This window comes from Enterococcus sp. AZ050, assembly GCF_051715085.1.
Classification (GTDB): Bacteria; Bacillota; Bacilli; order Lactobacillales; family Enterococcaceae; genus Enterococcus; species Enterococcus faecalis.
Genome location: NZ_JBIOTC010000001.1, coordinates 2,441,114 through 2,457,124 on the forward strand (window position 1 = coordinate 2,441,114; position 16,011 = coordinate 2,457,124).

Annotated in this window: 9 protein-coding genes; 7 read left to right on the forward strand and 2 right to left on the reverse strand. The window is 36.5% G+C overall.

Annotated features, from left to right (window positions below; all coding sequences use genetic code 11):
- Positions 1 to 70: 70 nt before the first annotated feature.
- Entirely contained in the window at positions 71 to 1,102 is a 1,032-nt protein-coding gene (gene queA, locus IGJ04_RS11865; protein ID WP_002355747.1) for a tRNA preQ1(34) S-adenosylmethionine ribosyltransferase-isomerase QueA, read from the forward strand.
- A 344-nt stretch (positions 1,103 to 1,446) separates the two neighbouring features.
- Here queA and IGJ04_RS11870 read toward each other — a convergent pair whose 3' ends face one another.
- A complete protein-coding gene (locus IGJ04_RS11870) occupies positions 1,447 to 1,752 on the reverse strand; it encodes a helix-turn-helix transcriptional regulator (protein WP_002355748.1) in 306 nt (101 codons plus the stop codon).
- Between the two features lie 822 nt (positions 1,753 to 2,574).
- Between IGJ04_RS11870 and IGJ04_RS11875 the strand changes: the two genes are divergently transcribed.
- Together IGJ04_RS11875 and IGJ04_RS11880 are read left to right on the forward strand one after the other, a co-directional pair.
- Entirely contained in the window at positions 2,575 to 5,220 is a 2,646-nt protein-coding gene (locus tag IGJ04_RS11875; protein ID WP_002358801.1) for a calcium-translocating P-type ATPase, PMCA-type, read from the forward strand.
- Positions 5,221 to 5,553: 333 nt separating this feature from the next.
- Entirely contained in the window at positions 5,554 to 7,560 is a 2,007-nt protein-coding gene (locus IGJ04_RS11880; protein WP_002381294.1) for a KUP/HAK/KT family potassium transporter, read from the forward strand.
- Between the two features lie 69 nt (positions 7,561 to 7,629).
- Here IGJ04_RS11880 and IGJ04_RS11885 read toward each other — a convergent pair whose 3' ends face one another.
- On the reverse strand, positions 7,630 to 8,328 hold the full coding sequence (locus tag IGJ04_RS11885) for a helix-turn-helix domain-containing protein (RefSeq protein WP_010828600.1): 699 nt from the start codon (positions 8,326 to 8,328) through the stop codon (positions 7,630 to 7,632).
- Positions 8,329 to 8,452: 124 nt separating this feature from the next.
- On the opposite strand from IGJ04_RS11885, the gene IGJ04_RS11890 reads away from it, so the two are divergent.
- From IGJ04_RS11890 to polA, 4 genes are all read left to right on the forward strand, one after another.
- The gene (locus IGJ04_RS11890; protein ID WP_438840240.1) at positions 8,453 to 10,597 is read left to right on the forward strand and encodes a heavy metal translocating P-type ATPase; all 2,145 of its coding nucleotides are present in this window, start codon (positions 8,453 to 8,455) and stop codon (positions 10,595 to 10,597) included.
- A 123-nt stretch (positions 10,598 to 10,720) separates the two neighbouring features.
- Positions 10,721 to 12,145, forward strand: coding sequence for a helix-turn-helix domain-containing protein (locus tag IGJ04_RS11895; protein ID WP_438840241.1), 1,425 nt, complete (start codon positions 10,721 to 10,723; stop codon positions 12,143 to 12,145).
- 68 nt (positions 12,146 to 12,213) lie between these two features.
- Positions 12,214 to 13,125, forward strand: coding sequence for an aldo/keto reductase (locus IGJ04_RS11900; RefSeq protein ID WP_033626066.1), 912 nt, complete (start codon positions 12,214 to 12,216; stop codon positions 13,123 to 13,125).
- Positions 13,126 to 13,313: 188 nt separating this feature from the next.
- Positions 13,314 to 15,962, forward strand: coding sequence for a DNA polymerase I (gene polA / locus IGJ04_RS11905; RefSeq protein WP_010828604.1), 2,649 nt, complete (start codon positions 13,314 to 13,316; stop codon positions 15,960 to 15,962).
- Positions 15,963 to 16,011: the final 49 nt, after the last annotated feature.

A 16,011-nucleotide genomic window follows, 5' to 3' on the forward strand; every position in this document is an offset into this window, starting at 1 on the left:
CTGACATAGCCAGAAACAAGAAAAAGTGTTAGAATAACCAAGATAAAAACTAGTAGAAAGAGTGACGGAAATGCTAAGTACAGAAGATTTTGATTTTGATTTACCAGAAGAATTAATTGCTCAAACCCCACTAAAAGATCGCGCTAGTTCACGATTATTAGTTGTAAATAAAGAAACAGGGGACATGGAGGATAAACATTTCCATGATATTCTTGATGAATTACAGCCTGGGGATGCATTAGTCATGAATAATACCCGGGTACTGCCGGCCCGTTTATATGGAGAAAAACCTGAAACAGGCGGTCATTTGGAAGTTTTACTTTTAACAAATACAGAAGGCGATACATGGGAAACCTTGATTAAACCCGCGAAACGTGCAAAAGTCGGCACGGAAATTCAATTTGGCGATGGTCGCCTAAAAGCGGTGGTTAAAGAAGAGTTGGAACATGGTGGTCGAATCATTGAATTTAAATATGATGGTATTTTCTTAGAAATTTTAGAATCGTTAGGAGAAATGCCATTGCCGCCATATATCAAAGAACGTCTAGATGACCCAGATCGTTATCAAACGGTTTATGCTGAAGAAAATGGTTCAGCTGCAGCACCAACAGCGGGTTTGCATTTTACAAAAGAACTATTAGAAGAGATCAAAGCAAAAGGTGTTCATCTCGTTTATTTAACTTTACATGTCGGTTTAGGAACATTCCGTCCCGTGAGCGTTGATAATATAGAAGAACATCATATGCATAGCGAATTCTATCGTTTAACTGAAGAAGCGGCTAAGCAACTAAATGAAGTACGCCAAGCAGGCGGTCGGATTGTTGCGGTTGGAACAACTTCTATTCGTACGTTGGAAACAATTGGCACAAAATTTAATGGTGAAATCCAGGCTGACAGTGGCTGGACCGATATTTTTATCACACCAGGGTATCAATTTAAAGTCGTAGAGGCTTTTTCAACGAACTTCCATTTACCAAAATCTACGTTAGTGATGCTTGTGAGTGCCTTTGCAGGAAAAGACTTAACATTGGCTGCTTACCAACATGCAATTGAGGAAAAATATCGTTTCTTTAGTTTTGGCGATGCAATGTTTATTAAATAAGCGACACTTTGTGAGCAGAATACTTGGGATTGAAACAAAAATATATTATGATAAACACGTGATTTTTGGAATCACAGTAAAGGTGTGCTTTATTTTTTCTTCCCCTGTAAATAATAAAGTTAGAAACCAAAACGCTACTAGAGCAAAAATGCTTAGTAGACAATCTTAGAATAAAAAGAACGACGCAACCAAGGTTGCGCCGTTCTTTTTTTATGTAAGAAAAGATTAATTATTGAAACAACAATACGAAGAAGTGCTTTCTTCGTATTGCCGGTACTAAGTTGTACCTCGGCAACTCCAAGTACAATCAGAAAAATTGTCTTGTTAAGTACAGCTTATACTGTTTAGGCTTCTTGTTCTACATCGTCATTCAGTGTTTCTTTGAAGGTGAACACATCATCAATGGTTACGCCAAAGACGTTCGCGATGTCATGCGCAAGAAGTAATGAAGGATTGTACTTGTTTCGTTCCAGTTGAATAATTGTTTGTCGAGAGACACCGACTCGATTGGCCAAATCTTGCTGGGTCATACGAGCCATAGCACGATAAACATGAATTGAACTTTCAAACGAAGATTTTTTCTTTTTTCGCATAGCATTCCCTCCTTTAAAAGAAGATAAAATAGAATGTGCACCTTGAATATAACACATATGATTATTTGATACAAATATATTTTATTGCCTAAAAGAAAAAACCGAGCTTAAATTTAAGCTCGGCCTTGTTAACGGGAAGACATCAATTGGTTGAATAAGTGTTTACATTTCGCGATACATGTAAAGCAAAAGGTGAACGTGATGTGGTGAAACTAAAACCTTGTTTTCATACAGTTTCGACGCTTGGATGGTGGATAACTTGCGTTAGGTGATAACAGATAGGGTAAATGCTTTATAGAAACTCCATCCTTCTATAACCTTTCCCTATTTTCCGATACGAGTTATCACTAACAATTACTCTACACGTATTGTTTACAGGTGAATCTTGCAATTCTAACAACTTTGAGTTTACCGATTTTTATCTACTGAGAAAATCTTCAACCAATTGATTTGCATGTCCTCCTTACACTTAAATAATAGCACCTTTTGGAAGCGATTGCAAGTTATAACGCTTATTAATAAGATTAAATATAATATTTTTCTGGTTATTTTATAACATGTAAAATAAATAATCGTGCGAACCAAATAACATTGTATTTTTTGTTGTTTTTGTGTTGAATATATAGAAATAAACTATTTTTTTATCAGACAAAATGAAAAAAATGTCCATTGCTTTTTGGCTGAATTCGTTTCTTTTTTCATAAAATTCCCATAATCAAATAGAAACATTGCTGTAGCAACAACGAAAATACCAGTTTTTTCTGGACATATGAGAGAACGCTAAGCCAAAGATGAAAAAAGTTGCGTGTTCAAAAAAAATCATGTTATATTTAATAGAGACACTATTATATAGGAAGAAAAAATTAGAGGGGGAATAGGATGGAAGCTTACAAGCAAACTGTCGATACTGTCACAAAAGAAGTTTCAGTCAATACTGAAACTGGTTTAACACAACAAGAGGCCCAACAACGGCTGAAAGAAAATGGCCGCAATCAATTTGAAGAGGCTAAGAAGGATTCTGTGTTAAAGAAATTTATTCACAGTTTATCTGATTTTACAACGATTATTTTATTAGTTGCTGCGGCAATTTCGTTTTATACAGCAATCGTAACAGAACATGGCGAATATTTTGAAGGAATCTTAATTATTGCAATTGTGATTATCAATGCTGTTTTGGCCATTGTTCAAGAAGGAAATGCTGAAAAATCTCTGGCGGCTTTACAAGACATGAACAAGCAAAGTAGTGCAGTCTTACGAGATGGCAAGGTAATCGAAGTCGATGCTGAAGAACTAGTAGTAGGAGATGTTCTAGTTCTTGAAGCTGGTTCAATGATTACAGCCGATGCACGACTTATTCAAGCTTCTCAAATGCGCGTAGAAGAGTCAGCACTAACAGGTGAAAGTGAACCTGTTGAAAAAGATCCTACATACGTGGGGCATGACGATGATGGCTTAGGAGATCAAATAAATATGATTTTCAAAGGCTGTACCGTTGTGAATGGCCGCGGACGAGCAGTAGTAACTGCAACAGGAATGAATACGGAAATGGGTAAAATTGCTGGGTTACTGAATAACAGCGATCAGCAAAAAACACCATTACAAAAACGCTTGAATCAATTAGGCAAACGTATTAGTTTGTTAGCCTTAGGGGCTGCGGCAATTGTTTTCATTATTGGTGAACTGCAAGGAGAACCGCTTCTTGAAATGTTTATGACAGCCGTTTCCTTAGCGGTGGCAGCTGTACCAGAAACACTAACCGTGATTGTAACGTTAACCTTAGCATATGGTGTTCAAAAAATGGCTAAGAAACATGCGATTATTCGTCGATTGCCAGCAGTAGAAACGCTAGGAACTGCGAATGTTATCTGTTCTGATAAGACAGGAACACTGACACAAAATAAAATGCGCGTCCGCCGAGTATGGCATCGTGGTGATGAAGTAACGGATACGGAAGATGCCATGACCGATGAAGCCATGGAAGTATTGAAAATGGCTGCTTTATGTACAGATGTCATTGTGGAAAAAGAAGGCGATGAACTAACTGTTACAGGGAATCCGACAGAAGCGGCAATTGTTCGTGCTGTCGAAGAAAATTATCATACTAAAGAAGAACTTGAAGAAAAATATCCTCGTATTGGTGAAATTCCCTTTGATTCAGAACGAAAAATGATGACTACGGTCCATCAATGGGGGAAAAAGTACATCTCAATTACTAAAGGAGCCTTTGATGTGTTACTACCACGTTTTGGTTTCGGAGATGTCGATCAAGCGGCTATTGTTAATGATCGTTTCGGAAAACGAGCGTTACGAGTTATTGCTGTCGGTTATGCCGTATATGATGAACCACCCAAGGAAATTACATCAGAGGCTTTAGAAAAAAATCTTCGCTTGTTAGGCTTAATTGGCATGATTGATCCACCACGTCCAGAAAGTAAGGGCGCCATTGCTCGTGCGAAAAAAGCTGGAATTAAAACAGTCATGATTACTGGTGATCACGTGGTAACAGCCAGTGCAATTGCTAAAGAATTAGGAATTTTAAAAGATAAAAGTGAAGCCTTATCTGGTTCAGAACTGAAAAAAATGAGTGATGAAGAATTAGATAAACGTGTTAAAGATTTATCCGTTTATGCACGTGTAACCCCTGAAGATAAAATTCGAATTGTTCAATCATGGCAACGTTCTGGCGCTGTTGTAGCAATGACCGGAGATGGCGTGAATGATGCGCCAGCCTTGAAAGCTAGTGATGTCGGTTGCGCAATGGGGATTACTGGAACAGATGTGGCCCAAGGCGCTTCAGATATGATTTTGACGGACGATAACTTTGCAACTATTGTTGATGCAGTGGCGCAAGGACGTGCCGTGTACCGAAATATTCGTAAAGCCATTAACTTCTTGTTAAGCTGTAATATTTCTGAGATTTTTATTGTTTTAATTGCCATGTTACTTGGTTGGGGTGCGCCATTTACTGCAGTTCAATTGTTGTTTGTTAACGTGGTCGCAGATGGGTTACCTGGTTTTGCATTAGGAAAAGAACCAGCGGAAAAAGGAATTATGGATGAGGCACCAATCCCTAAAAACGAAGGGATTTTTGCACGAGGCTTATGGCAAAAGATTGGGATTAATGCAGCAGTGTTCACAGTCATTACTTTGTTTGGTTTTTACCTAGGTGCCTTTGTACCAGGTGTTTCAGCCTATGTTTCAAACAGCTATGAAGTTGGACAAACAGTGGCATTTTTAATCTTAGCTTATTCCTCTATCTTACATGTCTTTAATGTTCGTAGTGCGAACTCTGTTTTCCGTGTAAAATTATCAAGCAACAAGTCCCTCTTTGAAATGGTCGTTTTAGCATTACTAATTACCACAACCATTGCTTTATTACCATTCACACAAGAACTATTTGGATTAGTGCATATTAGTTTAAATCATTGGATGTTAGCAATTTTCCTATCCTTTGTGCCAATTTTCGTCAATGAAATGATTAAGTTCCATTTCTCTGAAGTCGAAGAGGAAGAAGAAGTGATTTAAATTTAACAGGAATAAAAGGAGCTACTTTTGTTCAGGGAATTATCTTAATAGTTAGCAAGTGGGGCAGCAGTCGTTTCGACTGCTGCCCCACTTATTTTTGATTTTCCTTTTTTCAAAATAGGTGGGTTTCTTATCTAAGATGAACATTCTCTAATAAAAAGACTTGCTAAACGATTTAAAACGTATTATAGTGAGTAGCATCGTTAGTCAAAAAGCGCTTTTTGACTAATGAAAAAGATATATAAAACGTTATATAATAAAGAGTTTTAAAAGTTTTTATGGAGCTGTTGGTTAAACTAAACGAAGTCATTTCTTTTGTAGGAGGAAAGTATTGTGTTACACAAAGCAGAGGGGTTTGATCGTCGGAAATTTACGATGGCAGGGATCTTAGTTGCCATGGGCGTTGTCTATGGAGATATTGGAACGAGCCCTTTATATGTAATGAAAGCCATTGTAGGAGATAATGGTGGCTTGGCACGGGTTTCTGAATCGTTTATTTTAGGTTCGGTCTCGTTAATTTTTTGGACATTGACTATCTTAACCACGATTAAATATGTTGTTATTGCTTTAAATGCTGATAACCATGGAGAAGGTGGGATTTTCTCTCTTTATACATTGGTTCGTAAAAAAAGTAAGTATTTGATTATTCCCGCAATGATTGGCGGCGCCGCTTTACTGGCTGATGGCGTTTTGACCCCAGCTGTGACGGTGACGACAGCGATTGAAGGCTTACGGGGGATTCCAGCATTTTTTGAACGTTTTGGCAATGACCAAACGATTATAGTGGTTATTACGTTGACGATTATTTTAATTCTTTTTTCTGTTCAACGATTTGGAACAGAATTGGTCGGGAAAGCTTTTGGGCCGATTATGTTCTTGTGGTTTACTTTTTTAGGCATCATTGGTTTAATGAATTTTAGCCAAGATTGGACGGTTATTCGTGCATTAAATCCATATTATGCTTTGCAATTACTAGTCAGTCCAGAAAATAAATTAGGTCTATTTATTTTAGGGAATATTTTCTTGGCTACAACTGGTGCTGAAGCTTTATATTCTGATTTAGGGCATGTAGGAAAAATGAATATCCGCATTAGCTGGCCGTATATTAAGATTTGTTTGATTCTTAATTATTTAGGGCAAGCTGCGTGGTTGTTAACGGTCAAAGAAAACCCTGAAATGCAGGCATTAGCTGAAATTAACCCATTTTTCCAAATGATTCCACGAGGTATTCTTGTATTTGGCGTTGTTTTTGCAACAATCGCCGCAGTGATTGCTTCGCAAGCGTTAATATCAGGTTCGTATACTTTAGTTTCTGAAGCGATTAAATTGAAGTTATTACCAAGACTTAAAATTATTTATCCTGGGAGTAATATCGGTCAAATGTATATTCCAGCGGTGAATTTAATTTTATGGTTAGCTTGTTCAGCAATCGTGCTGGCTTTTAGAACATCGACACACATGGAAGCTGCGTATGGTCTATCGATTACGATTACGATGTTAATGACAACCATTTTATTGTTGTTTTATCTTTTGGATAAAATTCCAGCTTGGTCTGCGTATCTAATTTCCTTGTTCTTTGCTGCCATTGAAGTTGTCTTTTTCTTTTCAAGTGCTGCGAAGTTTTTCCATGGTGGATATGTTGCTGTGGGAATGGCAGTCTTCTTGTTATGCATCATGATTATTTGGGAACGCGGCAACGAGATTAAGGAAGCGACGGCAGAACAAGTGTCGTTGGAAAAATATGTACCACAACTTAAAGCTTTGAAAGAAGATACATCTGTACCTATGTATCAAACCAACGTGGTCTTTTTAACCTCCGATCGAGTGGACGGCGAAATTAATCGTAATATTATTTATTCGATTTTGGACAAACAACCAAAACGAGCGAATGTTTATTGGTTTGTTAATGTTCAGGTAACAGATGAACCCTTTACTCAAGAGTATTCTGTTGACATGCTAGGAACTGATTTTATTGTGCAAGTTCAGCTATATTTAGGCTTCCATATTTCTCAAGAAGTGAATGTATATTTAAGACAAATTGTTCATGACTTGATGAAAACAGGCCGCTTGCCAAAACAGCCACAACGTTATTCATTAACGCCAGGAAGAGAAGTTGGCGATTTCCAATTTGTGTTAATTCAAGAAGAATTATCTAACGTTTCTGAACTGAAAAAATGGGATCGACAAATTATGCAGGCAAAATTAGCTATCAAAAACTTAACTACCTCTCCTGAAAGTTGGTTTGGCTTGGAATACAGTGAAGTCAAATATGAATCCGTTCCTTTAATCATTGGCCCACAACGGAAAACGCACTTAGTCGAACGAAAGAATCGTTCATAAATAGAAGAAATTTAACTAAAAGATTGAGCCTAAGTCCTTGAGATACATGGCTCAATCTTTTTTGTAGAATCAGAGTAAATACTGTAATTCCACAAAGAATTCATTTAAAAGCGTTTGGTCTTTAAAAGAATTCATCCGCTTAAAGATGGCCAGTAAGACTTCTTTTTGAGGTTCCGTTAATTGATCTACTTTTAACAAAGGAAGAAAAGCGATAATCAGAGAATAATCTAATTCTGGATTTTGAGAATGTGTAAATAATTCATGGAGTTCTGACAAAATAAACGGATGATAATAAGATTGGTCAGACTGTTCTTCTGCAGTTGTTGGTTCATAAATAGAAATACTCTCTTGGGAATGAGAGGGGGCTTCTACTGTTAAAGGAAAAGCATAAAAGGACTGCTGTAACTTTTGCGCTTGAATCATAATTTTTAATGAATCGTGATAGGATAGATGTTCTTCAGATAAACGTACCATCAACTGAGTAAAAAAAGGTGGTTTTAGTAGTTGTTTATTTTGAAAATTTTCTTTTAATAGCTGGCGCACAAATCGATCAAAATCACCATAAAGTAGCCAATCTACTGTTGTGTCACAGGCTTTAGCGATTTTTTTTAAGTATCGTTTATTGGGTAAATTCAAACCTAATTCCCAGTTACTAATTGTACTTCCACTAGATAAACCAATTTTATTGGCTAAATAACGTAAAGTGTACTTCTTCTTTTTTCGAGCTTCACGCATGCGTGCCCCGACTTGCTTTGTAGTAATTTTCATTGAAACACTCCTTTTGTAATAAATATGAGGATAAGGTGTTCTTAAAATATACATACGCAAAATTCAGCTCTTTTTTTTCTAAACTAAAAAAAGTAATTATTTCTAACAATTTTCATCTTGTGCTATGCTTAAGATGAAAATACTTAAGAAGAGAAGGGATCATATGTCAGCAAAACATAATCATGAACAACATCAGGAAAAACAGCCAACAATGTCCCACGATAAAATGAATCACATGAATCATGACATGGCGCATGAACAAATGGCTATGTCACACCAACATGAAGGAATGAAGGGAATGGACCATTCAATGCATATGGGGAATTTTAAACAAAAATTCTGGCTGTCATTGATTTTAGCTATTCCGATTATTGTTCTTTCACCAATGATGGGTTTTCAATTACCTTTTCAATTTACTTTTCCAGGTTCTGATTGGTTGGTCTTAATTTTAGCAACTGTGCTATTTTTTTATGGTGGACAACCATTTTTAAGTGGCGCTAAAATGGAATTACAGCAAAAGAGTCCAGCAATGATGACGTTAATTGCGATGGGGATTTCGGTATCATATTTTTACAGCTTATATGCGTTTTACATGAATCATTTTACGAATCAGGCCCACGTGATGGACTTTTTCTGGGAATTAGCCACTCTGATTGTTATTATGCTTTTAGGTCATTGGATTGAAATGAATGCTATTTCTAATGCTGGTGATGCCTTGAAAAAAATGGCTGAACTGTTGCCTGACACAGTCAAGCGAATGACTGAACATGGGGAAGAAGAAATTCCTTTGCAAGATGTCCAAGAAGGCGATCGCTTGATTGTTCGTTCGGGAGATAAAATTCCGACAGATGGTAAAATTTTGAAAGGAAGTACAACAGTCGACGAATCGATGGTTACAGGGGAATCAAAAACAGTAGAAAAAAACATTGGTGACTCCGTGATTGGTGGAGCTGTCAATGGCAACGGAATGATTGAAATTTCGGTAACTGGCACGGGTGAAAATAGTTACCTGTCAAAAGTTATGGAGATGGTTAAACAAGCGCAATCGGAAAAATCAAAACTAGAATCCATTTCAGACCGTGTAGCCAAGTGGTTATTCTATATTGCCTTATTCGTAGGTGTGTTAGCATTTATCGGTTGGTTACTCGTAACGAAAGATTTGTCGCTAGCGTTTGAACGAATGGTTACAGTTTTTATTATTGCCTGTCCCCATGCGTTAGGCTTAGCAATTCCTTTAGTGATTGCTAGAAGTACCTCCATTGCTGCTAAAAATGGCTTACTTTTAAAAAATCGGAATGCATTAGAACAAGCCAATAAGGTTGAATATGTGTTGCTGGATAAAACTGGTACTTTAACAGAAGGACAATTTACAGTTACTGGCTTAGAATTAATGAGTAAACAATTCACTAGAGAAGAAGCACTTAAATATATTGGAGCATTAGAAAAAAATGCAAATCATCCGTTGGCAATTGGGATCATGAACTATTTAAATAAACAAGCCGTTCAACCTTATGAAGCCCATAATCTGCAAGCTTTATCAGGCGTAGGACTGGTTGCTACTGTTCAAAACCAAGAAGTCAAAATAGTCAATGAAAAAGAAGTTGCACGGTTACAGTTAACCTTCGATGAAACAATTAAAACAAACTATCAAGAGCAAGGAAATACCTTGAGCTATTTAATCATCGCTGGTCAATTAGTCGCACTGATTGCTTTAGGAGATAAAGTCAAACCAGAAGCTAAAACATTTATTGCAGAGTTACAAGCGCAAGGCATTACGCCAGTCATGTTAACAGGGGATAATCAAACAGCTGCCAGTGCAGTTGCTAATTATTTAGGAATGAAGGAATACTACGCAGAGCTCTTACCAGAAGATAAAGAAAAAATTGTGCAACAGTATCTTACTGAGGGGCATCAGGTCATGATGGTAGGAGACGGTATTAACGATGCACCAAGTTTAGCCCGTGCTTCAATCGGCATTGCGATAGGCGCTGGTACAGATGTAGCGATTGATTCGGCAGATGTTGTACTGACGGATAGTGATCCTAAAGATATTTTAAGGTTCTTAGATTTAGCCAAACAAACACGACGTAAAATGATCCAAAATCTTTGGTGGGGAGCTGGGTACAATATTGTCGCCATTCCTTTAGCGGCTGGGGTCCTTGCACCAATTGGGATTGTTTTAAATCCAGCTGTAGGTGCTGTCTTGATGTCATTAAGTACAATTATTGTAGCAGCAAATGCTATGACACTGCATATTTCAAAAAAATAATTCGATATAATTGTAGAGAGCGGAAAGTAATCAATACTTTTTGTTCTCTATTTTTTTCTTCTTAAAAAAATTTTTGCCTTATTTGACGTATTCTTATAACAAGGGAGTGAAAGGGGACGATATATGGATTTCAAGGAATTATTGTCTTTTGAACATAAAAATATGTTGGAATTGTTGGATTTACTGCAACAAGAGCAGACATTTTCTGTTTTGATGGCTGCAGAAAAACTAAAGGTGAGCGACAAAACCATCCATTGTTACATTCAACGTTTTGAAAAAAAGCAGGAAACGTTTAAGATAGAAGGGCTTTGTAAGATTTATACAACGACCAAAGGAATTGTAAAATATCGTGAATTATGCGTTTGTGGCTTGGCTCGATTTAGACAAAAATTTTGTTATTTTATTCCCGAATTTTATATTTTACGTTGTCTAATTGAAGAGCGAATCAATTATGCGCAATTGACCCAGGTATTGGGATTACAGGAATCAACTCTTCGGAAGAAACTTTCTAATATTCGACGTTGGCTAGTTAATTTTGATATTATTGTACGTCAAAAACATTACGATTTAACTGGCAATGAATGGCAAATTCGACAGTTAATCCTTTGTTTTTATTTGTTTTTTCAAGAAAGCTGTCTGGAAGAAAACAGAGAAATGACTCGGAAAATCATTACCTTTTTTGAGTTGGATTTAAATGTAGCACAACAGAATCATCTTAGTTGGCTAATTTATATTTGGGAGAAACGATATAGAGGCGGGCATGAAATTTCAGTGCCAAATGCTAATTTATTTCAACAAACAAGTGCTTTTTTTTATTTATTTCGTCTGGAAGTGTTGAGCACTTCTTTTATGTCTCTTAAAGAACAAAAAGCGTTATTTGTGATTCTTGAAGCACATTTTGGTGGTTGTTTTGGCAAGAGAGCGCGAAAGTATTTTATTCATGAGCAAATGAAAATAGAAAGTTTATGCTTAAAAACAGCTATTTTTATTATGAAAGAAATTAGGAGAAATTTTACACAACATCATTTTAATTATCAAGAAATTCATTTATGTCGATTTTTAAGTACGCATATGAATAGTTTATTAGACGGACAAGCATGGTTGCCAGCTCATAAACAGGAACAAACACTCGCTGTACGTTATCATCAAACTTGGCACAGATTACAAAAACTAATTAGGCTTTTAAAGCGCCTATATCCAGTCTTTACTTCAGTAAAAGAACGGGAATTGACGAGTTGCTATTTTTATCACATCCTAGATTTATTTAACCCGATTTTATATGAAAAAAAATATATTATTTGCCTATTGACGGACTTTCCTCCAGAAAAGGAACAAGCGCTGGGGCAATCTATAAAAAACTATTTCAGTGAAAAAAAGAATATTACAATTATTTATGGAAAACCAACGTATCAACTTCACCAAGCACATCTAGTAATCGTCAATCATTTGTTTCAGATGAACGTAGCGCTTTCTTCTGAGACAGTTGTTTATTTGCCAGAGGAATTATCTTCTGCTTTTTTTGAAAAAGTCGAAGCGAATCTACCGTAAGAAGTCCAATTTTGTCTAAATAGTGTTAAAATGAAGAAGTAAGAGGAATGGATGAGGAGGATATTAAAATGAAACAACTGCAATTTGGTACAAGTGACGAAACAGTTTCTTCGGTTATCTTAGGATGTATGCGCTTAAATGGTGCTGAAAATCCTCAACAGGTAATTGAAACTGCTTATGATCATGGCATTACATTTTTTGATCACGCCGACATTTATGGTGGCGGCGACTGCGAAACCATTTTTGGTAAGGCCTTAAAAGAAAGTACCATTCGTCGTGAAGATATTTTTATACAAACGAAATGTGGGATTCGTCAGGGCTTTTTTGACTTTTCAAAAGCACATATTTTAGAAGCGGTCGAAGGGAGTTTACAGCGTTTAGGTGTAGATTCAGTCGATGCATTATTGTTGCATCGTCCAGATACTTTAGTGGAACCAGAAGAAGTAGCTGAAGCTTTTCATTTATTAGAAAAACAAGGGAAAGTTCGCTATTTTGGTGTAAGTAACCAAACGCCAGGACAAATTGAACTTTTAAAAACAGCTGTTAAACAACCATTATTAGCCAATCAATTACAATTTGGCATCAAGCATACTGGCATGGTGGATCAAGGCTTACAAACAAATATGGAAATATCAGGAAGCATTGATTATGATCATGGTATTTTAGATTATTCACGGTTGAAACAAATGACTATTCAAGCATGGTCACCGTACCAATATGGTTATTTTGAAGGTGTCTTTATTGGAAATGAAAAATTCCCTGAGTTAAATCAAAAATTAAACGAATTGGCTGAAAAATATCAAACAACGCCAACTGGTTTAGCCAGCAGCTGGATTCTGCGCCACCCTGCTAATATGCAAGTCATCGCAGGAAGTATGAATCTTGGTAGAATTGAAGAAATTGCTAAAGCAGCAGACATTGTGATTAGTCGCGAAGATTGGTACGATATTTATCGTGCAGCGGGAAATGTTTTGCCGTAAAAAAGATTCTCATACTTGTGAAGATCCAGCGTGTATTGCTGATTGATTTTGGTATTTGATATAGTTGTCACTAAGGAACTATGTCAAATACCTTTTTCTTTCATTCTGCAATCGCCGTCTACTGCAAATTCTGTAGTTTTTTGTTAAAATAGAAAGGAAACTAGTTTGCTAAAGATGAGGGGAAAAAAATGACCAAAAAAAAATTATTACTCGTTGATGGAAACAGTGTAGCCTTTCGTGCATTTTTTGCGCTACATAACTCATTAGAACGATTCAAAAATAAGAACGGCTTGCATACAAATGCTATTTATGCATTTAACAATATGTTTGAAAATGTAATGCAAAAAGAAATGCCTACTCATGTTTTAGTCGCTTTTGATGCAGGGAAAACCACATTCAGAACAGAATTTTATTCAGAATATAAAGCCGGACGTTCAAAAACACCGGGGGAATTTAAAGAACAAATGCCGTATATTCGTGAACTTTTAGAAGGTTTAGGCGTAAAATATTATGAACTACCTAACTATGAAGCAGATGATATTATTGGTACATTAGCCAACAAAGTTGATAAAGATGAATTTGATGTTGTCGTGTTATCAGGGGACCGAGATTTGACACAATTAGCGACGGACACTGTCAAAGTAGATATCACTGTTAAAGGAGTTAGCGATATTGAATCATATACGCCTGAGCATATTGCTGAAAAATATGATGGGTTAACGCCTAAGCAAATTATTGATATGAAAGGGTTGGCTGGCGACACGTCGGATAACATTCCAGGTGTAACGAAAATCGGTGAGAAAACCGCGATTAAGCTGTTAAAACAATATGGCTCAGTTGAAGGGGTTTATGAGAATATCGATGAAATGAAAAAAAGCAAAATGAAAGAAAACTTGATTAATGATAAAGAGCAAGCCTTTCTTTCTAAACGTTTAGCGACAATTGAAGTCAATGCACCAGTCGAAGTCAATGTGGAAGACTTGGCATATGAAGGGAAGAACTTAGAAAAATTGGTTCCTTTTTATAAAGAAATGGACTTTAAACAATTTTTAGCTAAGTTGGACATTACAGAAGAACCTGTTGAAATGGAAGATATTTTATTTGAAGTAGTTGAAGATCAGTTAACCAATGAAATGTTTACAGACGATATGGCTCTTTATGTTGAGATGATGGCAGATAACTATCATACGTCACCGATTGTCGGCCTTGCTTGGGGCAATAACAAGAAGATTTATACCACGAATAATTTAGCTGTTTTTGAAAGTCAGCCATTTATCGACTGGTTGATGGATGAGACACGTAAAAAAAATGTCTATGATGCAAAACGGACGTACGTTGCACTAAATCGCTATGTAGGAAAAATGACAGGAATTGCCTTTGATGTTTTATTGGCTGCTTATTTACTTGATACCAATGACAATAACGCTGATATTGAAGGCGTAGCACAACATTACGGATATGATGCGATTCAATCTGATGAAGCGATTTATGGAAAAGGGGCCAAAAAAGGCTTGCCAGAGGACGAAGAAGTTTTCTTTGGTCATTTAGCACGTAAGATTAAAGCAATTCAATTTTTAACAAGCAAATTAGATAGCGAATTAACAGAAAAGAATCAAGCTGATTTATTCTATAAAATGGAATTACCACTTTCTCGTATTTTAGGCGATATGGAAATAACTGGTATCCGTGTTGATGCCACGCGCTTAAAAGAAATGCAAGTAGAATTTTCAGAACGTCTGAAAGAAATCGAAGAAAAAATCTATGCAGAAGCTGGCGAAGAATTTAATTTGAATTCACCTAAACAATTAGGCGTTATTTTATTTGAAAAAATGGGCTTACCTGTGATCAAAAAGACGAAAACCGGCTATTCAACAGCGGTAGATGTTTTAGAACAACTAAAAGAACAAGCACCAATTGTGGCAGATATTTTAACTTATCGTCAAATTGCCAAAATTCAATCGACCTATGTTGAAGGACTCTTAAAAGTAATTCAGCCAGATAATAAAATTCATACTCGGTATGTACAAACACTGACACAAACAGGACGATTAAGCTCAGTAGATCCCAATTTACAAAACATTCCTATCCGTTTAGAAGAAGGCCGAAAAATTAGAGAAGCCTTCGTACCAAGAGAGGATAATTGGTTGATTTTCTCTTCTGATTACTCTCAAATTGAGTTACGTGTGCTCGCGCATATTTCTAATGATGAGCATTTAAAAGAAGCGTTTGTGGAAGGACAAGATATCCATGCCAGCACTGCAATGCGAGTTTTCGGTGTTGAAAAAGCAGAAGATGTCACACCTAACATGCGTCGTCAAGCTAAAGCAGTGAATTTTGGAATTGTCTATGGTATCAGTGATTATGGCTTGTCCCAAAACTTAGGCATTACTAGGAAGCAAGCACAACAATATATTGACACCTATTTTGAAAAATATCCAGGCGTGAAGCAGTATATGGAAGAGATAGTCCGCGATGCCAAAGACAAAGGCTATGTGGAAACATTGTATCATCGCCGTCGTTATTTAAGTGATATTAATTCAAGAAACTTTAATCTACGTTCGTTCGCTGAACGTACAGCGATTAATACACCGATTCAGGGAAGTGCCGCAGATATTTTAAAAATTGCGATGATTGAAATGGCGCGTCGTTTAAAAGAAGAAAAATTACAAGCGACAATGTTATTACAAGTGCACGATGAATTAGTTTTTGAAGTACCAGAATCAGAATTAGAACAATTAAATCAACTCGTCAAAGAAGTGATGGAGCACGCAGTTTCCTTACATGTGCCACTTATTACCGATAGCAGTTGGGGAAAAACATGGTATGAAGCAAAATAATAGCTTACCCATTAAGAACGATGAATAAAATAAGGATAAGTAGGATCTG

Excerpts from the sequence above, each read along its gene's own strand:
- IGJ04_RS11885 (WP_010828600.1), bottom strand. The coding sequence starts at position 8,328 with ATGAAAATTACTACAAAGCAAGTCGGGGCACGCATGCGTGAAGCTCGA.
- IGJ04_RS11900 (WP_033626066.1), top strand. The coding sequence starts at position 12,214 with ATGAAACAACTGCAATTTGGTACAAGTGACGAAACAGTTTCTTCGGTT.
- IGJ04_RS11890 (WP_438840240.1), top strand. The coding sequence starts at position 8,453 with ATGCTTAAGATGAAAATACTTAAGAAGAGAAGGGATCATATGTCAGCA.
- IGJ04_RS11875 (WP_002358801.1), top strand. The coding sequence starts at position 2,575 with ATGGAAGCTTACAAGCAAACTGTCGATACTGTCACAAAAGAAGTTTCA.
- queA (WP_002355747.1), top strand. The coding sequence starts at position 71 with ATGCTAAGTACAGAAGATTTTGATTTTGATTTACCAGAAGAATTAATT.
- IGJ04_RS11870 (WP_002355748.1), bottom strand. The coding sequence starts at position 1,752 with ATGTGTTATATTCAAGGTGCACATTCTATTTTATCTTCTTTTAAAGGA.
- polA (WP_010828604.1), top strand. The coding sequence starts at position 13,314 with ATGACCAAAAAAAAATTATTACTCGTTGATGGAAACAGTGTAGCCTTT.
- IGJ04_RS11895 (WP_438840241.1), top strand. The coding sequence starts at position 10,721 with ATGGATTTCAAGGAATTATTGTCTTTTGAACATAAAAATATGTTGGAA.